Below are 23,214 nucleotides of genomic sequence, written 5' to 3' on the forward strand. Positions count from 1 at the left end.
GGGGGGACGCCGCCCGCTGCTGCCGTTCCCTCACCGCTCGCGCTAGCGCTCGTCCTCGCCCTGACCGTTCATCCCAGGACCTCCAGCGTCATTTCCCCGCTGAACACCATTCCCGCCGGCCCCAGCAGCTTCACATCGAAGTCGGGCGAGATCTCGACCTCCGTGTGACCGCCCAGCATGTCGATGCGAAACGTGCCGGGCTGCACGAAGCCTCGCTTCACCGCCGCGGCAGCTACCGCGCACGAGCTCGAGCCCGACGCCAGCGTTTCCCCCGCACCCCGCTCCCAGATCCACGCCTCGAGCGTGTTCGGGCCCACGACGCGCGCCAGCTGCACGTTCGTACCCTCCGCGAACGACGGGTGCGTGCAGAGTCGCGGCGCCCGCCTCTCGAAGTCTTCGCGCGTCAGCTCATCCACGAAGACGACGCAGTGCCGGTTGGACAGCGACACCGTGTTGATGCGGGCGCTCAGGCCATCGCCGAGATCGAGATGATAATCCAGCGTTTCACCGGGACTGGGCGTGAAGTCGACGTCCGCGCCGTTGAACGTCGCGCGTCCCATCTCGACACGGATCATGAGCTGCCCGCGCTCGAGCCGGTCCTCGACGCGCATGCGCACCGTGTCACGGATCAGGCGGACGGGAAACCACTCGTGCATCTGCACGACCCCGCGCCCGTGCAGCCACGCGCCGAAGATGCGCAGCCCGTTCCCGCTCTTCTCCGCCTCCGTTCCATCGGGATTCCAGATCCGGAGTGCGATGCCGTCGGAGAGATCCGCCACCAGGATGCCGTCGGAGCCGACACCGCGGTGCCGGTCGCAGATGCGACGGATGCGCTCGGTGGTCAGCTCGACGGGCAGCTCCGCCGCGTCGATGACGATGTAGTCGTTGCCGAGGGCTTCGCCCTTGGAGAAACGGAGTGAGTCAGACATTCGGGCTCGCGGTAATCAGTGGAGCATCCCGGCCACCCCTCACTGCTAGCGCTAGCGCGAGCGCTCGCGCTAGCCGTGAGGAACTGCTCTGATGGATCGCGGCAACTTACGCCTGGCCGGTAACGGGCGCGACTGCCTTCCGGTGCGCCGGCGGTGGGAACCCGAACTCCGCATCCTCCTCGACCGACTCGAGTGGCAGCGTGCAATTGATGCCATTGATGCCGTCGAAGACCTGCAGCGCGAACTCGACCTTGCCGAACGGCGCGCTCACCTGCAGCCCCTGCACGGCGCCGCTCACGTCGTGGAACATCTCGCGCGCGATCGCGATCCCCTCGGCCAGGGCGTGCTCGCGGCTCTGTGCGCTCGCGCGCTGCATCCGCTCGACGATCGACGGCGGCACGGTCACGCCGGGCACTTCGTTGGCCAGGAACTCCGCGTTTCGCGCGGAGACGAGGGGCCAGATGCCCGCAATGATGGGAATGCGCAGGCCCCGTCGCTCGAGCTCCTCGATGAAGCGCAGCAGCTGCGCCGCATCGAATACGGGCTGCGTGATCGCGTACTCCGCGCCCGCATCCACCTTCCAGTAGAAGCGCGACAGCTCGTTCTCGAGATCGGGCGCACCCGGGTTCACGCCGACGCCGATCGTGAACGACGTCGGCTCGCCGATTGAGTTGCCGCCTGGATCGAGCCCGTGGTTCAGCCGGCTCACCAGGTTGGTGAGTCCGATGGAGTCGATGTCGAAGACCGCGGTCGCGTCCGGGTACGGCCCCATCTTCGGCGGATCGCCGGTGATGAGCAGCAGGTTGCGCAGCCCGAGTGCGTGCGCGCCGAGCAGGTCGGACAGCATGCCGAGCAGGTTGCGGTCGCGGCAGCAGTAGTGCACCACCGTCTCGATGCCGACGACCTGCTCCACCAGTGTGGCGGTCGGCAGAACGCCCATGCGCATCTGCGCGCGCGGGCCGTCGGGCACGTTCACCGCATCGACCCCGGCCTGCTTCAGCAGCCGCACGCCCGCGAGCATCTTCGCGGGAGTGATGCCGCGCGGCGGCACGATCTCGACCGTCGTGGCCAGCTCGCCCGCTGCGATCTTCCGCCCCCAGTTGGAGCGTTCCGCGAGCGGCGCCCCCTGCACCGGAACCGTCTCTTCCGGATGCGACTGCACGTGCACCAGCGTGCGACGCGGCGCCACCGAGTGCACCGCGTCCGCGATGCGGCGGATGTGCTCCGGTGTGGTGCCGCAGCAGCCGCCGACGAACCGCACGCCCGCGCGGATCATCCGCTGCGCATGCTTGGCCATGTATTCCGGCGACGCCATGTACATCTTGCGCCCCGCGATCTCGCGCGGCAGCCCCGCATTCGGCTGCGCGCTGAGCGGCCGCTCCGTCGCCTGCGCCATCTTCTCGAGCGCGCTGTTGATGACCGCGGGCCCGACCGAGCAGTTCAGCCCGATCGCATCCGCACCCCACTCATCCAACTTCGCCGCGAGCACGTCGGGTGCGGTGCCGTACACGGTGGTGCCGTCCTCCTGCACCGTCATCTGCGCGATGACGGCTGCGGCACCCGCGTCGCGTGCGCCCAGCAGTGCCTGGTGCACCTCGTCCAGGTCGGCAAACGTCTCGAGCAGGATGAAGTCGGCGCCCCCCTCGAGCAGCGCGCTCGCCTGCTCGCGGAACAGCGCCCGCGCCTCCTCCAGCGACGTCGGCCCGTACGGCTCGATGCGGATGCCCAGCGGCCCTATCGCACCCGCCACCAGCGCATTCGCCCCCGCCACCTCCTTCGCGATCCGCGCCGCCGACGCATTGATCGCCTCCACCTGCGCCTCCAGCCCGTGCTCCGCCAGCTTCAGCCGGTTCGCCCCGAAGCTGTTCGTCTCCAGGATCTCCGCACCCGCCCGCAGATACTCGCGGTGCACCTCGCGGATCAGGTCCGGCTCCCTGAGCGACAGCTCGTCGTAGCAGCGGTTGATGTAGATGCCGCGCGAATAGAGCATCGTGCCCATGGCGCCGTCGAAGACGGCGGGGCGCTGGTTGGTCAGCAGGTCGTGGATGGTCATGGGTGGTTACTGCTCGTGATGCGGGCCGGGGCCCGGGGCCCTGGGCCGGGGCCGGGGGCGCCCCGGCCCTCGACGCTGGTCATCATGGTCGTCAGCATGGCCGCGACCTGGTTGAGACGCTTGATCGCGCGCTCGGTCTCCTGCGGCGTGAACACGCCGAACCGAACCAGCAGGGTCAGTGCACCCGCCGTCTCGGCCGCGGACCTGCGCGCCATGCGGTAAAATCGAACCTTTTCCGCAACGCGAAACTCATCAGCGCCCTCTGCAATGTTGAGCGCCACGGACGCGGAGGAGCGCGAGACCTGATCGCGGAGTGCGCGATGAGCAACCGGAATCCGACGCGCCAGCCCGTTCACATCGGCCGCAGCGTCCGCCGCAGCATCGAACACCCGCAGCCGCTGGAATTCGAAACCGCCCATGGTGCACCCTCGAGTGAAGCTGACATGCAAGGGCTCTGGCCTCGCACGTGGCCGCCGGACGGGGCCACCCCCGGGCCCCGGCCCAGGGCCCCGGCCCCCGGCCCGCCTCATCGCTGGTTCAAACACCGGGGCACCAGCATAGCCACAAAAACCAGTCTCACGCACTGAAATACTTCGCCTCCGGATGATGCACGACGATCGCGGCCGTCGAGAGCTCCGGCACCAGTGCGCCGGCCTCCGTGACCTCCATGCCCAGCTTCTCGCGGGCGGGCAGCAGGTCGAACAGGATGTGGTGCTGCGTGTGGTCGGGGCATGCGGGGTAGCCCCACGAGTAGCGCAGGCCGCGGTCCTTCTCGAGCCCCAGCTCCTCGCGGATGCGGCGGTTCACCACTTCCGCGGCCGCCTCGGCCAGGCGTACACCGTAGCCGTGCAGGTAGTAGCCCTCGGAGTAGTCGCCGCCCTTCATCATCGCTTCGCTCTTCGTGAGCAGTGCGTCGCCGACCGTGACGATCTGGAATGCGACGACATCGCGAGTGCCGGTGCCGGCCTCGCGGAAGTAGTCGCTCAGGCAGAGCAGGTCGCGCGTGTCCTGGCGCGGGAAATCGAAACGCGCGATCTCGCGGTTCTCGTCCTCCGGGTCGTACACCACGACCGCGTCACCGTCGGCCGCGGCGGGGAAGTACCCGTACACCGCGGCCGGTCGCAGCCAGTCCGTGGTGCGCGTCTCCTCGATGTACTTCTGCAGCCGCGGCTCGAACTCGTCGCGCACCAGCTGCTCCCACTGCTCGCCCTTGGCGTTCTTCGCACCCCAGTGCAGCCGGAAAAGCGTGTTGCGATCGATGTAGCGGAACAGTTCCTCGATCGGCAGTGCCTCGATGTGGCGCGTGCCGAAGAACGGCGCATCAGGAATGGCGACGTCGCGCGAGGGCCCGCTCGTCGCACGGTTCGCGTGCATCGCCTTCGCCTTCTCCTGCAGCGCTGCCCGCTTGGCGACGCCCTCGATCACGTCCTGGTGCCGCGCACGCACGAACTCCGGGCGTGCCGCCGGGTCCACCAGCTTCTCGACGGAGCCCAGCCCCTCGAATGCGTCCTTGCAGTAGAACACGCCGGGGCCGTACAGCGTCTGCTTCTCCTGGTCCGCAAATGCGGCAGAGCGCACGAACGACGGATTGATCGCCGCACCACCGCACAGCACCGGAATGTCCAGCCCGCGCTGGTGCAGCTCCTGCACGATCAGCGGCATCTGCTTGGACGTCGACACCAGCAGCGCCGACAGCCCGATCGCATCCGCCCCGACCTCGACCGCCTTCTCGATGATCGTGTTCGCCGGCACCTGCTTGCCGAGGTCGTACACCGTGTAGCCGTTGTTCGTCAGGATCGTGTTGACCAGGTTCTTGCCGATGTCGTGCACGTCGCCGAACACCGTCGCCAGCACGACCTTGCCCTTGGTCTGCCCCTCGACCTTCTCGAGGTACGTCTCCAGCCGCGCCACCGCCCGCTTCATCACCTCCGCCGACTGCAGCACGAACGGCAGGATCAGCTCGCCGGCGCCGAACTTGTCGCCGACTTCCTTCATGGCGGGCAACAGGACCTGGTTCAGTACTGCTACGGCGGCTTCGTGCTGATGAGGATGCGGGCCGGGGCCAGGGCCCGGGCCTGGGCCCGGGGCATTCGCCAGCTCCTCGCCCGCCGCAGCGTTCTCTGCGACCGCCACGGATGCTGACTCGGCCGCAGCGTTCGACGATGCCACCCCGGCCCCGGCCCCGGCCCGGGCCCGCAGTTCCTTGTGAATAGCCCGATCCACCCACCCCTCGATCCCATCCTTCTTCCGATGCAGTATCTTCCAGTGCAGCGCCTGCTCCGGCTCCATGCTCTCGGTCGGGTCGACGGCTTCCTCAGAAGCGATGTCGCGCGTCTCGAAGTACGCGATGAAGCGCGCGAGCGCGTCCTCGCTGCGGTCGTAGATCAGGTCGTCGGCCAGGCGACGCTGCTCGTCGTCGATCTCGGCGTACGGCGTGATGTGCGCCGGGTTGACGATCGCCATGTCCAGGCCGGCCTCGACACAGTGGTGCAGGAACACGGAGTTGAGCACCGCGCGCGCGGGCTTCGACAGGCCGAAGCTGACGTTGGATACGCCGAGCGACGTGAGGACGCCGGGCAGTTCCTGCTTGATCAGGCGGATACCCTCGATCGTTTCGATCGCGCTCCTGCGGAACTCGGCGTCGCCGGTCGCGAGCGTGAACGTGAGGTCGTCGAAGATGATCGATTCCGGTTGGATGCCGTAATCGCTCGTCACGATGTCGACGATGCGGCGCGCCACCTCGAGCTTGCGCTCCGCCGTCTTCGCCATGCCCTCCTCGTCGATCGTGAGCGCGACCACGGCCGCACCGTGCTCCGCGATGTGCGGACATACGGCGTCGATCTTCTTCCTGCCATTCTCGAGATGGATCGAGTTGACGACGGCACGGCCGGGATACTGCTCCAGCGCGGCGGCCACGACATCGGCCTCCGTGCTGTCGATCATGAGCGGGGCTTCGACGCCCTGCGCGAGCAGCTTCACGAGCGCGCGCATCTGGTCGGCCTCGTCCTGCCGCTCCGTCAGTGCGACGCACACGTCGAGCAGGTGCGCGCCACCCTCCACCTGCTCGCGCGCGACGTCGAGGATCCCCTCGTAGTCGTCCGCCAGGAGGAAGCGCTTGACCGCGCGCGAGCCCTGCGCGTTCACGCGCTCACCGACCAGTGTCGGCGCAGGGATCTGCTTCAGGTCGAATGCGCGCATCGCACTCGCGACCCGCGGCACGCGCTCCACGTTGCGCGCAAGCGGCGCGCGGCCGTGACAGCGCTCGACCACCGCCGCGATGTGCTCCGGTGTCGTGCCGCAGCAGCCGCCGACGATGTTCACGCCGTACTTCGCGACGAACTCCTCGTGCGCCTCCGCGAGTCCCTCGGGACCCAGCGGGTAGATCGCGACGCCACCGTCGTTCTGCGGGATACCGGCATTGGGGATCACGCTGATCGGAAGCGGCGTGTTGTCGCACAGGAAGCGCACCGCCTGGCGCATGTGCTCCGGACCCGTCGAGCAGTTCAGCCCGATCACATCCGCGCCCATGTTCTCGATGATCGTGGCCGCCGCGCCGATCTCCGTGCCGAGCAGCATGCGGCCATTCACGTCCAGCGTGACCTGCACCTGCAGCGGCACGCTCGCACCGAGCTCACGGAAGAGCCGCCGGATGCCGACCATCTGCGCGCGCACCTCGAGGATGTCCTGCGACGTCTCGATCAGCAGGACATCGACACCACCCTCGACCAGGCCGCGCGCCTGCTCCGCGAACACGTCCACCAGCTCCGCGAACGTGATGTTGCCCAGCGACGGATCCGATGTGCTCGGGAGGTAGCCTGACGGTCCGATCGAGCCGGCGACGAAACGCGGTCGGTCCGGCGTCGCATACTGCTCCGCCGCGCGACGCGCGACCTGCGCGGCCGCGCGGTTGATCTCGAGCACGCGGTCCTGCAGCCCGTACTCGCGCAGCGTCAGCCGGTTCGAGCGGAACGTGTCCGTCTCCAGCACGTCCGCTCCCGCCGCCAGGAAGGACGCGTGGATCGACTCGATCGCGTCCGGCCGCGTGATCACGAGATAGTCGTTGCACCCCTCCAGCCCGGGACCGCCAAAATCCTCAGCAGTCAGCCCCAGCCCCTGGATGCTCGTCCCCATCGCCCCGTCATAGATCAGGACGCGCTGCTTCAGCTCGTGCAGATACCGGTGTCCCGCCATGCGCTCCCCTCAAAACAGAAAACCCCGCAGCCGTATCGGTGCGGGGATCCTCTCGCGCGCCCGGTGACCGGCACGCATGCATGACTCCCGGCACTTTAGGCTTTTGGTTCGGCAGATCCCCCGGGACCCACCAGGCGGTAGCAATCAGCCACAAATCCATCCGCCGATCCGGATTATAGGGTGGTTACTGGGGGGCGGCAAGGCTGCGGGGTTGGCTCTGAACTACTCGTGAGGCGGGCCGGGGCCCGGGGCCCGGGGCCGGGGCCGGGGGATGCGAGCGCTGCTCCTCGCCTTCAGGAACCTTCGCGGCTGTGAAATCCTCGCGAGGGTGCGGGACGTGACGGGCGACCCGGCCCTGGCCCCGGGCCCCGGGCCCCGGCCCGCCTCAAGAAATCTCGAGCGCCGCCCCCTCCGTCAAAACCTCCACCCCATCCGAAGTCACCAGCAGATCATCCTCGATCCGCACGCCCACCCCGCGCAGCGAACCGGGAGCGTTCGAGTCGAGCGCCCCGACATACAGTCCCGGCTCGACGGTGAACACCATGCCTGGCTCGAGTCGGCGTGACCTGCCGTCGATGACGTAGTCGCCGACGTCGTGGACGTCGAGGCCGAGCCAGTGCGAGGTCTGGTGTGGGTAGTAGCGGCGCAGCGCGTTCGTACGTTCGTCGCCCTCGAGCCCCTTCCGCATGAGTCCGAGTGCGACGAGGCCTTCGGCGAGGGCGTCGCATGCGGCGTCGTGAACGTCGCCGATGCGGGCGCCCGGTCGAGCGGCGGCGATCGCGCGATCATGTGCATCGCGTACGACCTGGTGCAGCATGCGCACCTCGCCCTTTGCCACGCCGACTGCGCAGGTGCGGGAGATGTCGGCGCAATACATGTCGGCGCGTGCACCGGCGTCGAGCAGCACCAGGTCACCCGCGCGCATGCGGCGGTTGTTGGCGACGTAGTGCAGCACCGTCGCGTTGGGGCCGGATCCGACGATGGTGGGAAATGCGGGTCCGTCGCCGCCGAGAGCGCGGAAGCTGCCGTCGAGTGCGGCCTCGACTTCCCACTCGCCTGCGCCGTCGCGGATGGCGTCGCGCGCGTTCTCGAACGCGGCCACGGTGATGCGCGCGGCGTTGCGGATGCGTGCGATCTCGTCGTCGTCCTTGCGCAGTCGCAGCTCGTCCAGGAGCAGCCCCGGCTCGGCGACGGTGTGGATGCCGGCGCCCTCGCGCGCACGCCGTCGCCGGCCGGTGGAAACGAGCTGTGCAATGGCCGGGAAGCCCTGGATGGGGGGCGCGTCGAGGCGGGCGTAGAGCACGTCCGCGCCTGCGAGCATCTTCGGCAGGCGCTCGGCCAGCTCGCTCAATGGGAATGCGGAGTCGACGCCCGTCACCTCACGTGCGCGGTCGGGCCCCAGGCGCTCACCGCTCCACAGCTCGCGCTCCGGGTCGCGCTCGCGTACGAAAAGAGCGCACGGTCCGTTCTCGACAACGGTGCCGAGCACCAGCACTGCCTCCGGCTCGACGATGCCGGTGAGGTAGTAGAAGTCCGCGTCCGGCGCGTAGCGCAGCTCGGTGTCCCTGCCGATACGCAGCTCGGGGCCGGCGACGAGCACCATTGCGGCTTGCTCGCCGAGCTGCGCCAGGACGCGTGTTCGTCGATCGTGGAAACGTGCGACGTCGCTCATGATGTTATCCAGTCCGCTTCCTTTTCCCAGGGGCGGTCCTCCCAGCGCAGGCCGGAGTACATCGCCAGGAAGTGCGGTGCGAGGTTGATGTCGATCCAGCGTGCGGCGACGTCTGCGCCGAGTCCGCGCAGCGCCCACTCTTCGAAGGGACCCGACCAGTAGGCGTGCACCTGGTCGAGCTGCAGTACATGCACCCGCTCATGCGCGAACGTTCGCGTGCGCTCCGCCGGCGAGCGATGCTCGTCGCGCGTCAGCAGGATGACGCCGCCGATGGTCGCGCCGTATGCGACGCGCCCGTTGTCGCCGCGTGCGATCTCGCTGTCGCTGTGGTAGACCAGCGCGCCGGAGCTCAGGGAAGCGCCGGCATCGAAGTCGCGCTCGCCGTCGAACAGGGCGTAGACCGCCCAACCGGTGGTGACCAGGTCGAAGCGCGGCTGCACAGGCCTTTCGGTGGCGTGCGGGTGCACCTCCAGCCGTACGAGCCAGAGCGGGAAGTAGAGGCGGTCGAGCAGCGGGACGCCCTCCGCTGCATTGCGCACGAACGAGTCGCCGACGGAGCCGACCTGGCGCGCGAGGAATCCCGCGCCGTCGAAATGCTGTGCTGCGAGCTTCTTCGCGCCGTACGTGACGCCCCCGCCGAGTGCGCCTTTCAGGAAGGCGTCCGAGAAGTCGCCGCCGCGCAGCTTCTGGAGCAGCCCGGCGGTGATGCCGCCGATCGCCGCATTGACGCCGAGCAGACGTGCCTCGCGCTCCCAGTCGGTCGCCGGTGCCGGGGCCGCAGGGTCACTCGGTATGCACGGCATCGGTGGTGCACCGCACTGCGCATGCGCGAAGCGCGGTGCAGCCAGCGCCGCGAGCAGCATGAGAAGGAGGCGGCGCCACACGCGCGGTCAGCCCATCGCCTGTTCGATCGCGCTGACGACGCGTGGCGTCAGCTCGGCCCAGTCCGCGCCGGGCTGGCGCGTCACCGTGAGGAAATCATCCGCCATGAACACGCTCTGCACGCCATTCAACGCGAACACCGCGGCCGCGACGGGGTTGGCCTCCGCCTGCGCGGCGTTGTAGAACGACTTCGACTCGCGGCCCTCCACGAGCCGGCGGTCGGCGGTGAACTTCATGGCGTCGGGATTCGGCGTGGGCTGCGGCGTGACCGGCATGATTCTCCTGGGACTCGTCGTGTGAACCGTCGATGGTGGCGGCCGCGCGGCGAAGTCGAACCCGCGCGTCCACCACCGCAAGGCACCGCGTTGAATTGGCGCTCCACCGGGCGTCCGGTCAATGCGGAGACGGACGGTGGAGTCGCTGCCGGTCGGATGGGACTGCAAGGGGAACGCGCCAGCACGGCAGGCCGTGACCGCGCGGGCAGCGCCACTCCTGACTTCCGCTTGTCCGACCCGCCCCTGCCGCCCTAGCTTCCCGCGAACTCGAGAATGGGAGCCGGAGCATGCACATCTACCGCGAGCCGAAGGTCACACTGCTCGCGCGACAGGAGTACCTGGGCGCGCCGCACATCCGCTGGGAATCCGACAGCGACGTGCCTGCGGAATCCGTCGCAGAGTTCGCCGGACGACTCTGCTACCTCAGCTTCGGCCCCGACGCCGGCTTCGAGGGTGGCCACAAGCTCATCCAGGGCCGCACGTCCAACAGGGACTACCTCGACAACATCCTCAACGTCCGGCACGGCAGCGTTCTCGAGCACGGGGTATGGACCTTCCTCTTCGAGGGGATCAGCCGGGCGCTGACCCACGAGCTCGTGCGGCATCGCCATTTCTCCTTCTCGCAGCTCTCGCAGCGCTACGTCGACGAGTCCGAAGTCGGGTTCGTGCTGCCGCCGGAGATCGAGGAAGGCACAGCCGCGTTCGATGTGTGGAAGCGCGCGTGCGGGACTGCGCTCGAGGAGTATCGCGCCCTGCTCGGCGAGATCGAGCAGCTCGTTCAGGACGAGCCGAAGGCGACGCTGCGCCGCAAGCGCGCACGCCAGGCCGCGCGCAGCGTGCTGCCGAACGCGACCGAGACGAAGATCGTCGTGACCGGCAATGCGCGCGCGTGGCGCCACTTCATAGAGCTGCGTGCGTCCGATGCCGCAGAAGCCGAGATCCGCTCCCTCGCCGTCCGCGTGCTCGAGGTGCTGCAGCAGGAGGCCCCGCACATTTTCGGGGACTACCGCCTGGAGAACGGGGTGGCGGTGACGGAATACCGGTCGGTCTAGAAACGGATCAGGGCGAGGACGAGCGCCAAGGCGAGCGCGAGGAACGACGGGGCGCGAGCACCCGCCTCTGTTGTTCCCTCACCGCTGGCGCTAGCGCTCGTCCTCGCCCTGATCCGTTATCGCTCGTCCTGGCTCTGATCCGTCCCCGTCACGCACTCCATCCCGAACCGCGCCCACGGCACCATCTCCAGCCGTTCGTAGGGAATCTCGCGCCCGCAGTTCTCGCAGATCCCGTAGCGCTCCGGCTCCTTGTAGATCTTGCGGAGCGCGTTGTCGATGAGCGCCATGTGCTCGCCGTCGCGGCTGCGCATGAGCAGGTCCTGCTCCTGCTCCATGGTGTCGGTGCCCTCGTCGGCGAGGTGCAGCGGGTAGAGCGTGATGTCGCCGTCCTCGTCGGAGCCGGCGATCTCGTCTTCATGCCTGCCGGCGCGCTCGGCCACGCGCTGGCGTTCCTCGACGAGCCGCTTCTCCAGAGTGCTGCGCTGCTCGTCGGTGAGCGACGACCGGAGCGCGCTCTGTTCGTCTGCCATTCTGCCTCCGCGGAGTTGTGTTGCTCGCAGCGTCTGCGACGCTGAGGCATGGGGCAACAAACGTTCCCGGAAAGGCGTCGCGGCGCCGTCTAGTCCGGCGGCCGGGTGCCCGGCGGATACTCGATCGGCGTCCCCAGGATGCGCGGCCCCGTCTGGCGTGGTCGTGCCGGTGCCTCCGCGGAATCGGCTGTGGCCGTGTCCCCGGACGCGATCGCCGCTGCGACGCTGTCAGCGACCTGCTGCTCGTAGCGCGCGAAGCGGAACGGTCCTGCGGCGGTGTCGGCATAGAGCGTGAGAAACGCGGGGCTGGGCGGCGTGGTGTCGCCCGGGATCGGTGCGCCGCCCGGAATCGCCACCGGCGAGGATGCGGCCGCGCCCGGCGTCGCCTGCGGCGCCGTGCTGGAGGGTGGCCGCTGCGCCGCGGCGAGTCGCTGCTGCTGCGCCATGAAGAAGCGGAAGGGGCCGCGCGCGGTGTCGGCGTACAGCGCGAGGAATGCCGGGTCGGGTGGCATGGTGTCCGCCGCCAGGGCCGGCGTTTCGACGCGGCGCGGAAACAGGAAACCCGGGATCGCGTAGCGGGTGGTGCGCGTGGCCTCGAACGAGCCGTCGCCGTCGGGATCCCACACCTCGCGCTCCACGATGCTGTCGGCGTTCATGTCGATCAGGTACTTGCGCGGCGCACCCTCGTGGTAGAGGACAATGAAGCGTCCGCCGTCGTCGCTCTGATAGACGACGCTCTGCAGCTGCACCGGCTGCTGCGGATCGCCGCACGTCGCCTCGCTCATGGCGAGCTGGTACAGTGCGTCCAGCGGCGGCAGCTCGATCGCGGGCTCCTCGAGCATCGGCGGGCCGGGCTCTCCCATGACCGCGGGCGGCACGCGCAGCAGCGTGGAGTCCACGCGCACGCGCAGCAGACCGGCCTGGCGCGCATCGGTGTCCGGCGTCAGGAACGAGTAGAAGACGTCGACCTTGCCGAGCAGTGCGGGGTTCACCGGCGGGCGCGGCTGGAACTCGGGAACGCCGTCGGTCAGGACAGCGCAGGTGTAGCTCGAGAGGTCCGGCTCGAGCCAGAGCGTGTCCAGCAGCAGCTCCGGTACGCCGCCCGGCACCAGCGTCGCGGCACTCAGGCCGAGACGGTAACGCCCGAGCGGTGTGCCGACCGCGATCTCCTGCGGCAGCTCCTGCCCATCCCGGTCTACCAGGCGGAAGCCGAGCGGGACGCTCAGGTCGAGCACGGCCGGCTGTGCGGCCGCGAAGCCGACGTTCTGCGCGGCCAGCACCAGCGGGAAGCGGATGTCGCCGCCCACCTGCTGCGGCGCGGGCGTGATCGAATCGGTGAACGTGCCGTCGGGCTGCAGCGCCAGCAGTCGCAGCTCCGGCGGCAGCGGCCGGAGCGGGCCGATCCAGTACGCCGCGCCGATCAGCAGCCCGAGAATCAGCAGCGGGATCGACCACACCGGCGAGAAACCTGACCCGAGACGCTTGAGAATGTAGGACATGGTCGGCGATGGTCGCAGAAAGTGGACCCGCGCGGCAGCCCGCTGCAGGTGCTCGAGGCCGCTACAGGTACTTGAGGCCGCTGCCCGTATTGAACAGAACGATCTCCGCATCCGGATCGACGCGCTCCTGCTGGATCAGCGCGGCGAGCCCCGCGGCCGTCGCGCCACCCTCGGGTGCGGCAAAGACACCGGTGGTGCGGCCCATCATCCTGACTGCATCCCGCATTGCATCGTCACTTACGGCTATGGCGTCGCCCCCGGATGCGCGCAGCGCATCGAGGATCAGGAAATCGCCGACCGCGCGCGGCACGCGCAGCCCGCTCGCGTACGTGTGCGCATCCTGCCATGGCTCCGCCCCGGCCGCGCCGGCCGCGAAGGCACGCACCATGGGGGCGCACCCCGCGGCCTGCACGCTGACCATGCGCGGCCGCTCACTGCCGATCCAGCCGAGCTGCTCCATCTCGTCGAACGCCTTCCACATGCCGACCAGCCCCGTACCGCCCCCCGTCGGGTACACGATCACGTCGGGCAGCCGGCCGAGCTGCTCGAACAGCTCGTACCCCATCGTCTTCTTGCCTTCGACCCGGTAGGGCTCCTTCAGCGTCGACAGGTCGAACCAGCCATGCTCGGCCGCGCCGTCCGCGATCACCTTCGCGGCATCCGTGATCAGGCCGTCCACCAGCGTCAGCTCCGCACCCAGCGCGCGCGTCTCCTCGAGAATCGGCCGCGGCGTGTCCGACGGCACCGCGACATGCGCACGGATGCCCGCCGCCGCCGCATACGCCGCCGTCGCCGCGCCGGCATTGCCCGCCGAAGGGATGCCCACCTCGGTGATGCCCAGCTCCCATGCGCGCGCAATCGCCATGGCCAGGCCGCGCGCCTTGAAGCTGCCGGTCGGATTGAGTGCTTCGTCCTTGATCAGCACCCGGCGCGCCCCCAGCTCCTGCGCCAGTCGCCCCGCCTCCAGCAGCGGCGTGAACCCCTCACCCAGGCTCACGCGGTAGCGTGAGTCGCGGACCGGCAGGACCTCCGCGTAGCGCCACATCGTGGGCTCGCGGCCGACCAGCCGCTCCGGCCGGAAGCCGGCGCGCAGCGCGTCCAGGTCGTAGCGCGGGTAGAGAGGCTTGCCGCAGCAGGGCGAAAGCCCCTGCGGCCGATCGATGTCGTGCGACGCGCCGCACTTCGTGCACTCGAGGTGCGTGGCACCGGCCGTCGCGGGCAGTGTACTCGGGCTCATAACGCCAATGGAACGCAGGGCGCGGTGCGGCGCCAGTCCCGGCCACTCCTCGCCAGACACAAGCCCCCGCAGGCAACGCTTCCCGCCGGCCCGGCATCCCATGGACGAACGAGTGCGGGCCGCCACGCGAGAGCGCATGACCGATTCGGAATGCATCGCCCGGGCACGACAGGGCGACGGCACAGCTGTTCGTGAGCTGTACGCGCGCTACTCAGCGCGCGTGTACGCCGTCGTGCGCAGGCTGGCCGGTGACGACGCGCTGGCGGAGGACTACGCGCAGGAAGCGTGGGTGCGTGCGATCCGTGCGCTGCCGTCGTTCCGCGGAGACAGCGCGTTTTCGACGTGGCTGCACCGGATCGCGGTGAACAGCGCGCTGCACGGGCAGCGCTGGCGCACGCGGCGGACGAGCAACGAGATCCCGCTGCCCGTTGCGCCCGAACCCGCACGGGCGACGGACCAGCCGGTCCTGCGCATCGAGCTGGAACGTGCGCTGCGCAGGTTGCCGCCCGGCATGCGGCAGGTGCTGGTCCTGCACGACGTCGAGGGCTACACGCACGACGAGATCGCAGAAGCAATGGGGATCTCCGCCGGCACGTCGAAGAGTCAGCTCTTCAAGGCGCGCGCGAAGATGCGCGAGATGCTGTCGGCGCCGTCGCGTGAGGTGAAGGAGAGAGAGCATGTCACATCTGAACGCTGAAACGCTTGCGCGGCTGGTCGATGAGCGGCCGGACGCGCTCGAGGCCGCGCACCTCGACGGCTGCCCTGCCTGTCGCGCGGAGCTCGACGCGCTGCGCGCCGACGTCCGTGCGCTCGGCGGGCTGGGCGGAATCGAGCCGCCGGCGCGCGCCTGGGACGAGCTGCACGAACGCCTGGTCGACGAGGGGCTGGTGCGCGACACGGGGCGTCGCATCCCGGCCTGGATGCAGATCGCCGCCGCGCTCGCGCTGTTCCTGACCGGCACCGCCGCAGGCTTCACCTGGCGGAACGCGACGCTGCCGGCACAGACCGTCGTGGCAGCCGGTGACAGCACGGCCGCCACGCGTGATGCCGCGCCCGCCGCGGCGCGCACTCCTGAAATGCTGGAGCCATCGGCCGATGCCGCGCCACGGCTCGCAAGCAACGACGCGCCGGCGTCGGGCGCGTCGGACGACGTCCCGGCCCCTGCTTCCACCCGCGATGACGTTCGCGGCAGCGGCAGCGACGCGGCAGGCACGGAGCCGCGCAACCCGTCCGGGACCGATCGCAGCGGTTCACTCGCAAGTGACGTTCGCGGCGGCGATCGGCCCACCCAGGCGCCACGCAGCGAGACGCGCGCCGATGACGTCGCACCGCGCGGCGAGCCGCGCATCACGGGGCCGTTGCGGGCAGACCCGCGCTTTGCGATGCAGCCGTACGGCGCCCGCAACGCGCAGGAGGCCGCAACGATGCTGCGCGACGCAGAGAGCATGTACCTGGACGCGCTCGCACAGTACGCACAGCTCTCCGGCGAGCTGCGCGAGATCGACGATCCCGTCGCGCGCCTGGTCGTGCTCGAAAGCATCGTGCTGACCACGCGCGAGGCGCTGGACCGCGCCCCCGCGGACCCGATCATCAACGGCTACCACATGACGGCCGTCGCGCAGCGCGACGCCACACTGCGACAGCTCGCGACACGCTCGCGCCAGCCGCAGTACTGACCAGAACGACATCCGACCGACGCGATAGAGGACACAAACGCAGTACGAGGAGCATACCGATGCAGCTACGAACGTTCATACCCACACTGATGTGCGCGCTGCTGCTGCCTGCAGCCGCGGTGCACGCCCAGGACCCGACAGACACGCCGTTGCGGGTGTTCACGCGTGCGTCTTCCGGCTGGCTGGGCTTCGGCTACGGCAGCGGCCTGGGGCGCGACGGCGTTGTCGTGGACACGGTCATCCCGGAATCGCCTGCCGCAAAGGCGGGACTGCAGAAGTCCGACACGATCACGGCGGTCAACGGGCTGCGCGCGACGTCGCAGCTCCTGCGCAACCTCGGCCTGCGGCCCGGCGACGATGTCGAGCTTACCGTGCGTCGAGCAGGTGGTGAGCGCACGCTGGAGCTCGTGGCGGCCGAGCGACCGGAGGGTCTCGCAAGCGCCGGCGCGTGGAGCGTGACCGTCGACCCGGAACGCATCCTCGAAGCCGTACGCGTACAGCTCGACAGCCTCGATCTGCCCGATGTCCACGTGCAGACACTGCCGGACAGCAGCGGTCGAGTGATGATGATCCGCCGCCACGGCAATCAGATCGATACGGTTCGCTTCGACTTCGATGCGGACTCGATGCAGCGGAACATGTTCATCTTCCGCGACAGCCTGCGCATGTTCGGGGACAGCGCGTGGGGCCATGCGTTCCGCTTCTTCGACGACAGCCTGCGCACCGCGATGGACAGCGTCTTCGTCCGCCTCGGTCGGCCGGGCATGCACTTCCGGTTTTCCAGCGACTCGGTGTTCGTGGTCAATGGCGACACGATCCGGATCCCGGAGTTCCGCATGCTCCCCGAGGGCTCCGCGTTCCGCGTCCCGAGCATGGCGCGCGTCGGCTTCAGCTCGATCGCGGGCATGCAGCTCGAAGAGCTCAGCGAGCGCCTGGGTGAGTACTTCGGTACGAGTCACGGGCTGCTCGTGCTCGAGGTCGCCGACGACACGCCTGCCGCACGCGCCGGGTTGCAGGACGGCGACGTCATCCTGCAGGCCAACGGCGAGGATATACGAACCATTTCGGCGCTGCGCCGCATACTCGCGCGCAGCGACGACGAGTACGTGCGGCTGCAGGTCCTGCGCGAGCGCCAGGAGCTGACGCGCACGCTGGAGATGCGCCGCGGCGGAAACAGGTAACAGCAGTCCACGCGACGTGAGCTGCTGCGGGCGCTCGGATGCTACCGCAGCAGCCGCTCCGCCGCGCGCAGCCCGCTGCGCACCGCACCTTCGACCGACGGCGCCACCAGGTAGTCACCGGCCAGCGCGAGCCGCGCCGGCACCTCGACATGCTGCAGTGCGTGCAGGTGCCGCAGCGAGCCCGGACCGAACAGCGAGTACCCTTCCGGAAACGAGTACGTCCGCGCCCGCGTGATACGGGCTTCGATGTCCGGAAACGCGGCGATCAGTCCCGGCATCAGTGCATCCACCTGCCGCTGGGGCTCCGCGTCCGCGATCCGCTCACCCAGCTCCGGCTGCGGGTACACCACGATCGCCTCGCCTTCCGGCACGAGCGACGCCAGCTTGCGTGACTGCGCTGCAATCGCGGCGATGTAGCCGCCCGGCCGGCTCGCGCGCGGAAACGAAAGACCGAACCAGTCCGGACCCAGCGGCGCATCGAGCAGAAACGCCGCCGTCGCGGTCGGCGCCGTGTGCACGCGCTCGAGCCATGCGGCAAGCGACGGCAGACCGGCGAGGAGGGTTCGCGCGGCAGCGGGCGGCGTCGCCAGCACCACGGCGTCGTATGGCGCCTCCGTGCCCCCAGCCACGACGCGGGCACCGCTGTCGTGCACATCGATCGAGGCGACGGCTGCACCGGTCTGCAGCTCCGATCCCTCTGCGGTGAGCCACTCCGCAATGCGCGCGGGCAGCCGGCCGGCGCCGCCAACCACCGCATTGACGCGCACGTCCATCCCGACGCGCGCAAGCGCGTGATACAGCGCCGCGGTCGTTTTCTCCGGCAGGCTCCCGTAGTACGCGGCGAGAAGCGGGTAGGTGAGCAGCTCCACGAAATCGCTCCCCATCTCGCGCTCGCCCCAGGAAGCCACGGATTCCCCGTCGTGCTCCAGTCCACCCGTTGCTGCGGGGTCGTTCGCGTCCAGCTTGCGGGCCGACGCATTCAGGAACGGCAGGTAGCGCGTGCCGAGGCGCAGCTTCAGCATCGTCGGCAGCGCACTGGAGCCGATCATGCTGGGCACCGAGCCGTACGTGATGCCGTGCGCACGCTCGTCGCGCCACAGTGCATCGCGACCCGGCGCACGCACGAGCAGGTCGCGCGCGCCCGTCGAGCGCGCCAGCTCGAACAGCTCCGTGTACGTGCTGCTCACGAGCTGTACACCCGGATCCACGGTAGCACTGCCGAGCTGGTCGCTCCGCATCCGCCCGCCCGCCACCGCCCGACTCTCGTAGATGCGCACGGCCACTCCCGCGCGCGTGAGCGCAACGGCAGCCGCAAGCCCCGCCATCCCCGCACCAACCACTGCCGCCGTACGAATGTTGTTCATCTCAGAAGTCTGCCGCGCAAACGGAAATGCGGCCACCCCAGAAACAGGGAAGCCCGCGGATCATCCGCGGGCTCCCATGCAATTGCCGTTCGTCGGCGGTGCGTCGCCTGCGTGTCTATGCGGCCTTGTGCCCGTATGGCAGCGACGGCGTCGGACGGACCTTGCCGCCCCAGATGAACGCCGTGATCGCCGGCCGACGCTGCGGCTCCTGGCGGTCCCGGATCACGATCCCGGCCGGCATCAGCTCCGCTTCGCGAACCTCACCCTTGATAGTCATGCCCTCCCCCTTCACTCAACCGGCGCGCTTGCACGCACGCGTCTGCTTCTGCTGCTGCGCGCGTACAAGGCACGCGGCATTCCAGACGGGACAAACCAGAATATGTTGGGGGAGAACAGATTTGAAGCTAGTCCGGTCGGATGGTGCGCGCCGCTGTCTCTTTTCGATGACGCGCAGCCGTGTCAGTTTGACACGCACGCCGCCATGCGCGGTAGTCGGGAAGCTGCAGCTTGCGGAAGAGCAGTGCGTCGACGGCGTCGCGCAGGAGGATCTCGGTCAGGGGATACTGGCCGTCGGGCGCATCGAACAACTGCTGGACTGCCACGTCGGCGAGCTCCAGCAGCTCATCGCGGGTGAGCCCCGCCTTGTACTCTTCGATCTGCTCCTCGACCCATTCCATGTACTGCTGGCGAGGAGCGGTGCGGGGTGCGCTCATCGGCTGAACGCTAACGGCGGTGTGCGCAGGACACAAGAATCACGACGTGCATGCGCGCGCTTCTTCTGCTTCGATCAACAGCGATGTTTCCGCTCGCGTCTGCAGCGTGCCCGCCTCGCGCAGCGTGCTGCATGCCGCGTCGTCGCGACCGGTCGCGCGCTCTGCGCGTGCGAGCCACAGCATCGCCTCCGCGCGGTCGCTTGCATTGGGATAATCGCGCACCAGTCGCTCGAGGTACCCGCGCGCACGTTCGGCTTCGCGCGTGGCAAGCAATCCCTGGCTGAGTCGCAGCAGTGCAACCGGCGCGTGACGCGACGTCGGGTAGGTAAGCGCGAGTGCCAGGTATGCGTCCGTAGCGCTGCTGGCATCCGTCGCGAGCTGCGCCGACAGCAGCAGCGCATACGCTTGCTGGTCTGATGCGGCGCGCGGGTTCTGCTCCTGCCACAGTGCGAGAGCGCTGCGCGCGTCGGTGAGGCGACCGCGCAGCAGCAGCGATTCGACATGGTCCAGCCCCTGCGCACTCGCCGGGTCCGGAAGGGCGAGCAGCGTGACGAACGCAATGCCGATGCAGAGGTGGCGCACTCTCACGCCGCGGCCCTGTGCGCGCGCTGCTGCAGCCGGAGCAGCAGCTCTTCCATGATCTGACGCTCGTCCAGAGAGGCAGACTTGAGCAGGCGGTCCGCACGCAGCAGATCGGCGAGTGCACGATCGAGCGCGTCCGGGTGCCAGCCGCGCGCCTGCTTCGCAAGTCGCTTGCTCAGCCAGCGCTGATGCGGCGGCAGCGCGTCCGCGAGCGCGCGCTCCCCGCCGCGCGCGGCGATCGCGAGTCGCAGGAATTGCGTGCCCAGCCCGATGACCAGCCCGACACCGGACTCGCTCTCGTCGAGCAGCACGTGCAGGCCCGCACGCGCCTCCGGGAAGCGGCCGTCGCTCACCAGGTCGAACCAGTCCCACCGGTTCTGGCGCGGAACGCTCCCTACCATCTCTGCGACATCCGCCCTGGTGATCCGCTTCCGCTCGCCGACATAGTCGACGAGCTTCGCCAGCTCCTGTGTCAGCACGCCGAGACCCTCGCCGATCGCGCTCGACAGCGCACGCGCCGCGCCCGTTTCCAGCTCCACCCCCTGCTCCTCAGCGTGTGCGATCAGCCAGCCCGGGACGTCGGCGGCGGCGAGCGGCGTGAACTCAACGGACGTCGCCTTCTTCTTCAGCGTTTCCCAGATCTGCGCCCTGGATCGATCCGGCAGCGACGCCAGCAGCACGACCACGGTGCCCTGCGGCGGATCGTCCACGACGTCCTCGATCACGCTGCGCAGCCGCGCCTGGGTCGCGATCGCCTGCACGTCACGCACGACCACCACGCGCCACTCCGCCATCATCGGCGGTGTCGCCAGGATCGACGCGAGCGTCTCCGGCTCGACGTCGCTCGCGCGCAGCTGGTCGTAATTGAAGTCGCGTGTGGAGGGCTCGAGGTGTGCCGCGACGATCCCGCTCGCGGTTTCTTCCTTCAAGTACTCTTCATCGCCAAACAGAAAGAAGACGCCGCCGCCCGGTCCTTTCGCGAGGGTGCGGGCGACGGCGTCGGCGGATGTCAGGGCCATGCTAGTCCAGAGCTGTCAGGTGCGCGGGCACCATGGTGACGCCGCGGCGCTGATCGACCACGGGTGGCATGACGATAAGCGGTGAGTACGGTCCCGGGAATGCCGTCTCGATGTCGGGCGCCGGGCTGACGCCACCGAAGGCGGTCCCGGTTGCCGGAGCCTGCCACCAGTCGGGGGCGGGCAGCGGCATGAGCGACTCTGCGACCGGCTGCGTGTAGCCCCGCTCCACATCGACGATGCGGTCGGTCGGCTCCTGCAGCTCGGCGCCGAGCATCGGTCCCCACGCCGCGAGCGCGAGCAGCGCCGCGATCGCGAGAGATACGACGGCGCCGGACGCCGCCGCCGTGCCGCGTGCTGCGAAGACATCGTCACGGGCGGTTTCGATGCGCGCGTCCAGCTGGCCCATGAAATCCGCGGAGACCGGAGCGGGCGGCAGCCGCCGGAGCACCTCGATGCCGCGACGTACCACGCGATCATAGCGGCCGCACGATGCGCACGCGGCCGCATGCGCCGCGCAGCGGTCCGCATCTTCTGCTGCGAGCCGCTCGTCGAGGAACTCCGAATGAAGCCTCAGAAACTCCTGGCAGTTCATCGCCTGCACCTGCTGCGGGGTATCGGCCGACCCCCGTTGATGCGCGGGCGGTCGCCGGTTTTCGGCCTCTCATACTGGGCGATGGAACGGGAGGTTCCCGCCCGGCATGTGAACCTTGCGGACGGGCCGCGGCAAGGGGCGGCAGTGCTCCGGAGGACGCTGGTGCAGACCCATGCATGGCACAACTTCTGCACTCCGCGAGAACACGGCGGCTCGAGCCACCCTCCCTCGGTGGTCCCCAAGCCACTACAGAACAGCTCGGTCGCCAGAAGGGCAGCCCCGGTTTTCCGGGAGCTGCCCTTTACCTCTTGGTACGGTACCCATGTGCGCGTGCGTGTGCGTGTGCGCGACCCGATTCTCGCAGCCCTGCCCCCTGGCTCAGCCGCTCGCCTCCACGTGATCGACACCCGCCGCCGTCAGGCGCACCGTTCCGGAACGATGGTCATCCACGTGAACGAGCCCCTTCTCCGCGAAATACTCCACGACCCGGCGTGCTTCAGCCCGATCCATCCCGATCGCGTCCGCGATATCCCATGCGGAGACAAACGCGCTGACGTCGCCGTCGACCGTCTCGTAGAGGCGTGCAAGAAACGCCGCGCGCTGCCGCCGGCGCGCTTCGATGTTGGATGTATTCATGCCCGCGAAAATGTCCACCGTCGCGGATGGCGAGCAAGAGCCCCGCTGCTGCAGAGTCGAAAGGATTCGCGACTGCGAGTCGGAACGATTCGGCTGCGGAGCCGGAAGGACTGGCGCCAGCACGACTCGCCATTCTCTCCGTGCACGTTGCGCCCGGTGGTGCAACGAAAACGGCGGCACCCCGGAGGATGCCGCCGCTTCGATGAGTGATGAGGCTGGAGCGCGTCGTGCCTCACCGCTCGTGTATCAGTCGAGCATCGGCTCGATGAGCTGCGCGAAGTTGTTGCGCGCGCGGTTGAGCCGGCTCTTCACCGTGCCGAGGTTGACGCCCGTGATCTCGGCGATCTCCTCGTACGTCTTGCCCTCCATCTCGCGGAGCACGAACACCATGCGGTGGTGCTCCGGCAGCTGGGCGACCGCACCGTCGATCATCTCCTTGAGGTGCCGCTTGCGGTAGAGATCGTCCGGGCGGTACGTGTTGTCCTCCCACTCCAGCGGCCGGTGGTCCGCGTCCCAGTTCTTCTTGATCGTCTGGAACAGCACCAGCGGATTGCGCGAGCGGTTGCGCAGCTCGTTCTTCGCCAGGTTGCCCGCGATCGTGTAGACCCAGGTCGAGAACTTCTTCGTCTGGTCGAACCGGTGGAGATGGCGGTAGACCCGGATAAAGGTCTCCTGCACCAGGTCCTCCGCCCGCTCCCGGTCGCCGATCGTACGCTGGATGAAGTTCATCAGCCGCACGTGATACCGGTCGGCCAGCTCCGTGAACGCGCGGCGCTCTCCCGCGAGGAAACGCGCGACGAGCATGCTGTCGTCGGCTTCCTTCAGCGTGGGCGTCCGCGCCTCTTCGCGCTCCGCGCGTACCACTGCCAGGTCGATCATGGCGGCTCCCCTTTCGGGCTCGGGATCACCGGAGCGCTGCTCCCTCCGGCGCCAGGTATCAGGGCAGAGACCGTACCCGGGTCCCGCAGCTCGTACCACCCGTCTAAGCAGTTGGAATTACTGGACTTGTGGCGAGGCTACGGGCATGGGCGGGCGAGGGGCGTGTCACATCGCGATGACAGGGGAGCGACACAGGCGGCATCTTTTGGGGACGGGCCGTATGGGCCGGGGGCCGTCAGGGCCGGGGGCGTC

General features: G+C 69.0%; 22 protein-coding genes. 4 read left to right on the forward strand and 18 right to left on the reverse strand.

Features of this window, described 5'->3' with window-relative positions; all coding sequences use genetic code 11:
* Positions 1-68: 68 nt before the first annotated feature.
* From dapF to VFU06_07315, 7 genes are all read right to left on the reverse strand, one after another.
* A complete protein-coding gene (gene dapF / locus VFU06_07285; protein HEU5209197.1) occupies positions 69-929 on the reverse strand; it encodes a diaminopimelate epimerase in 861 nt (286 codons plus the stop codon).
* A 106-nt stretch (positions 930-1,035) separates the two neighbouring features.
* Positions 1,036-2,982 (reverse strand): bifunctional homocysteine S-methyltransferase/methylenetetrahydrofolate reductase, encoded by a 1,947-nt coding sequence (locus tag VFU06_07290; GenBank protein ID HEU5209198.1) that lies wholly within the window; start codon positions 2,980-2,982, stop codon positions 1,036-1,038.
* Positions 2,979-3,431, reverse strand: a complete 453-nt coding sequence (locus VFU06_07295; protein HEU5209199.1) for a four helix bundle protein — start codon at positions 3,429-3,431, stop codon at positions 2,979-2,981. Before VFU06_07295 ends, VFU06_07290 begins: the two co-directional genes overlap by 4 nt.
* 127 nt (positions 3,432-3,558) lie before the next feature.
* Positions 3,559-7,173, reverse strand: coding sequence for a homocysteine S-methyltransferase family protein (locus VFU06_07300; GenBank protein HEU5209200.1), 3,615 nt, complete (start codon positions 7,171-7,173; stop codon positions 3,559-3,561).
* Between the two features lie 385 nt (positions 7,174-7,558).
* Positions 7,559-8,845, reverse strand: a complete 1,287-nt coding sequence (locus VFU06_07305; GenBank protein HEU5209201.1) for an aminopeptidase P N-terminal domain-containing protein — start codon at positions 8,843-8,845, stop codon at positions 7,559-7,561.
* Positions 8,842-9,648, reverse strand: a complete 807-nt coding sequence (locus VFU06_07310; GenBank protein HEU5209202.1) for a hypothetical protein — start codon at positions 9,646-9,648, stop codon at positions 8,842-8,844. Before VFU06_07310 ends, VFU06_07305 begins: the two co-directional genes overlap by 4 nt.
* An 87-nt stretch (positions 9,649-9,735) precedes the next feature.
* Entirely contained in the window at positions 9,736-10,002 is a 267-nt protein-coding gene (locus VFU06_07315) for a NifU N-terminal domain-containing protein (protein HEU5209203.1), read from the reverse strand.
* Between the two features lie 287 nt (positions 10,003-10,289).
* Here VFU06_07315 and thyX point away from each other — a divergent pair, with 287 nt between their 5' ends.
* Positions 10,290-11,054, forward strand: a complete 765-nt coding sequence (gene thyX / locus VFU06_07320) for an FAD-dependent thymidylate synthase (GenBank protein HEU5209204.1) — start codon at positions 10,290-10,292, stop codon at positions 11,052-11,054.
* A gap of 116 nt (positions 11,055-11,170) precedes the next feature.
* Here the strand turns inward: thyX and VFU06_07325 are convergent, their stop codons facing one another.
* From VFU06_07325 to VFU06_07335, 3 genes are all read right to left on the reverse strand, one after another.
* The gene (locus VFU06_07325; GenBank protein HEU5209205.1) at positions 11,171-11,584 is read right to left on the reverse strand and encodes a TraR/DksA C4-type zinc finger protein; all 414 of its coding nucleotides are present in this window, start codon (positions 11,582-11,584) and stop codon (positions 11,171-11,173) included.
* 89 nt (positions 11,585-11,673) lie between these two features.
* A complete protein-coding gene (locus VFU06_07330) occupies positions 11,674-13,083 on the reverse strand; it encodes a hypothetical protein (GenBank protein HEU5209206.1) in 1,410 nt (469 codons plus the stop codon).
* A 61-nt stretch (positions 13,084-13,144) separates the two neighbouring features.
* Entirely contained in the window at positions 13,145-14,320 is a 1,176-nt protein-coding gene (locus VFU06_07335) for a threonine synthase (GenBank protein ID HEU5209207.1), read from the reverse strand.
* A gap of 136 nt (positions 14,321-14,456) precedes the next feature.
* On the opposite strand from VFU06_07335, the gene VFU06_07340 reads away from it, so the two are divergent.
* From VFU06_07340 to VFU06_07350, 3 genes are read left to right on the forward strand one after another with little or no spacing between them, the layout of a single operon-like run.
* Complete coding sequence (locus VFU06_07340; GenBank protein HEU5209208.1) at positions 14,457-15,017, forward strand: sigma-70 family RNA polymerase sigma factor; 561 nt, start codon at positions 14,457-14,459, stop codon at positions 15,015-15,017.
* Positions 14,998-15,996, forward strand: a complete 999-nt coding sequence (locus VFU06_07345; GenBank protein HEU5209209.1) for a hypothetical protein — start codon at positions 14,998-15,000, stop codon at positions 15,994-15,996. The genes VFU06_07340 and VFU06_07345 overlap by 20 nt, the downstream gene beginning before the upstream one ends.
* Before the next feature lie 59 nt (positions 15,997-16,055).
* Positions 16,056-17,177, forward strand: a complete 1,122-nt coding sequence (locus VFU06_07350) for a PDZ domain-containing protein (protein ID HEU5209210.1) — start codon at positions 16,056-16,058, stop codon at positions 17,175-17,177.
* Between the two features lie 41 nt (positions 17,178-17,218).
* Here VFU06_07350 and VFU06_07355 read toward each other — a convergent pair whose 3' ends face one another.
* The 8 genes from VFU06_07355 to VFU06_07390 all read right to left on the reverse strand — a co-directional run bounded on the left by VFU06_07355 (position 17,219) and on the right by VFU06_07390 (position 22,962).
* On the reverse strand, positions 17,219-18,541 hold the full coding sequence (locus VFU06_07355) for an FAD-dependent oxidoreductase (protein ID HEU5209211.1): 1,323 nt from the start codon (positions 18,539-18,541) through the stop codon (positions 17,219-17,221).
* Between the two features lie 115 nt (positions 18,542-18,656).
* Entirely contained in the window at positions 18,657-18,818 is a 162-nt protein-coding gene (locus tag VFU06_07360; protein ID HEU5209212.1) for a hypothetical protein, read from the reverse strand.
* A gap of 127 nt (positions 18,819-18,945) precedes the next feature.
* Positions 18,946-19,254, reverse strand: coding sequence for a hypothetical protein (locus VFU06_07365; protein ID HEU5209213.1), 309 nt, complete (start codon positions 19,252-19,254; stop codon positions 18,946-18,948).
* Positions 19,255-19,293: 39 nt separating this feature from the next.
* Positions 19,294-19,842: a tetratricopeptide repeat protein gene (locus VFU06_07370; protein ID HEU5209214.1), complete on the reverse strand. Its 549-nt coding sequence runs from the start codon at positions 19,840-19,842 to the stop codon at positions 19,294-19,296.
* Positions 19,839-20,855, reverse strand: a complete 1,017-nt coding sequence (gene holA, locus VFU06_07375) for a DNA polymerase III subunit delta (GenBank protein ID HEU5209215.1) — start codon at positions 20,853-20,855, stop codon at positions 19,839-19,841. Before holA ends, VFU06_07370 begins: the two co-directional genes overlap by 4 nt.
* A gap of 1 nt (position 20,856) precedes the next feature.
* Positions 20,857-21,447, reverse strand: coding sequence for a hypothetical protein (locus VFU06_07380; protein ID HEU5209216.1), 591 nt, complete (start codon positions 21,445-21,447; stop codon positions 20,857-20,859).
* Positions 21,448-21,825: 378 nt separating this feature from the next.
* Complete coding sequence (locus VFU06_07385; GenBank protein HEU5209217.1) at positions 21,826-22,083, reverse strand: hypothetical protein; 258 nt, start codon at positions 22,081-22,083, stop codon at positions 21,826-21,828.
* 246 nt (positions 22,084-22,329) lie between these two features.
* Positions 22,330-22,962, reverse strand: a complete 633-nt coding sequence (locus tag VFU06_07390; GenBank protein ID HEU5209218.1) for a sigma-70 family RNA polymerase sigma factor — start codon at positions 22,960-22,962, stop codon at positions 22,330-22,332.
* Positions 22,963-23,214: the final 252 nt, after the last annotated feature.

The organism is Longimicrobiales bacterium, assembly GCA_035764935.1.
Lineage (GTDB): Bacteria > Gemmatimonadota > Gemmatimonadetes > Longimicrobiales > RSA9 > DASTYK01.

Excerpts from the sequence above, each read along its gene's own strand:
- VFU06_07355 (HEU5209211.1), bottom strand. The coding sequence starts at position 18,541 with ATGAACAACATTCGTACGGCGGCAGTGGTTGGTGCGGGGATGGCGGGG.
- VFU06_07380 (HEU5209216.1), bottom strand. The coding sequence starts at position 21,447 with ATGAACTGCCAGGAGTTTCTGAGGCTTCATTCGGAGTTCCTCGACGAG.
- VFU06_07330 (HEU5209206.1), bottom strand. The coding sequence starts at position 13,083 with ATGTCCTACATTCTCAAGCGTCTCGGGTCAGGTTTCTCGCCGGTGTGG.
- VFU06_07325 (HEU5209205.1), bottom strand. The coding sequence starts at position 11,584 with ATGGCAGACGAACAGAGCGCGCTCCGGTCGTCGCTCACCGACGAGCAG.
- VFU06_07315 (HEU5209203.1), bottom strand. The coding sequence starts at position 10,002 with ATGCCGGTCACGCCGCAGCCCACGCCGAATCCCGACGCCATGAAGTTC.
- dapF (HEU5209197.1), bottom strand. The coding sequence starts at position 929 with ATGTCTGACTCACTCCGTTTCTCCAAGGGCGAAGCCCTCGGCAACGAC.
- VFU06_07340 (HEU5209208.1), top strand. The coding sequence starts at position 14,457 with ATGACCGATTCGGAATGCATCGCCCGGGCACGACAGGGCGACGGCACA.
- thyX (HEU5209204.1), top strand. The coding sequence starts at position 10,290 with ATGCACATCTACCGCGAGCCGAAGGTCACACTGCTCGCGCGACAGGAG.
- VFU06_07345 (HEU5209209.1), top strand. The coding sequence starts at position 14,998 with ATGTCACATCTGAACGCTGAAACGCTTGCGCGGCTGGTCGATGAGCGG.
- VFU06_07290 (HEU5209198.1), bottom strand. The coding sequence starts at position 2,982 with ATGACCATCCACGACCTGCTGACCAACCAGCGCCCCGCCGTCTTCGAC.
- VFU06_07365 (HEU5209213.1), bottom strand. The coding sequence starts at position 19,254 with ATGAGCGCACCCCGCACCGCTCCTCGCCAGCAGTACATGGAATGGGTC.
- holA (HEU5209215.1), bottom strand. The coding sequence starts at position 20,855 with ATGGCCCTGACATCCGCCGACGCCGTCGCCCGCACCCTCGCGAAAGGA.
- VFU06_07335 (HEU5209207.1), bottom strand. The coding sequence starts at position 14,320 with ATGAGCCCGAGTACACTGCCCGCGACGGCCGGTGCCACGCACCTCGAG.
- VFU06_07310 (HEU5209202.1), bottom strand. The coding sequence starts at position 9,648 with ATGCCGTGCATACCGAGTGACCCTGCGGCCCCGGCACCGGCGACCGAC.
- VFU06_07360 (HEU5209212.1), bottom strand. The coding sequence starts at position 18,818 with ATGACTATCAAGGGTGAGGTTCGCGAAGCGGAGCTGATGCCGGCCGGG.
- VFU06_07385 (HEU5209217.1), bottom strand. The coding sequence starts at position 22,083 with ATGAATACATCCAACATCGAAGCGCGCCGGCGGCAGCGCGCGGCGTTT.
- VFU06_07305 (HEU5209201.1), bottom strand. The coding sequence starts at position 8,845 with ATGAGCGACGTCGCACGTTTCCACGATCGACGAACACGCGTCCTGGCG.
- VFU06_07390 (HEU5209218.1), bottom strand. The coding sequence starts at position 22,962 with ATGATCGACCTGGCAGTGGTACGCGCGGAGCGCGAAGAGGCGCGGACG.
- VFU06_07350 (HEU5209210.1), top strand. The coding sequence starts at position 16,056 with ATGCAGCTACGAACGTTCATACCCACACTGATGTGCGCGCTGCTGCTG.
- VFU06_07300 (HEU5209200.1), bottom strand. The coding sequence starts at position 7,173 with ATGGCGGGACACCGGTATCTGCACGAGCTGAAGCAGCGCGTCCTGATC.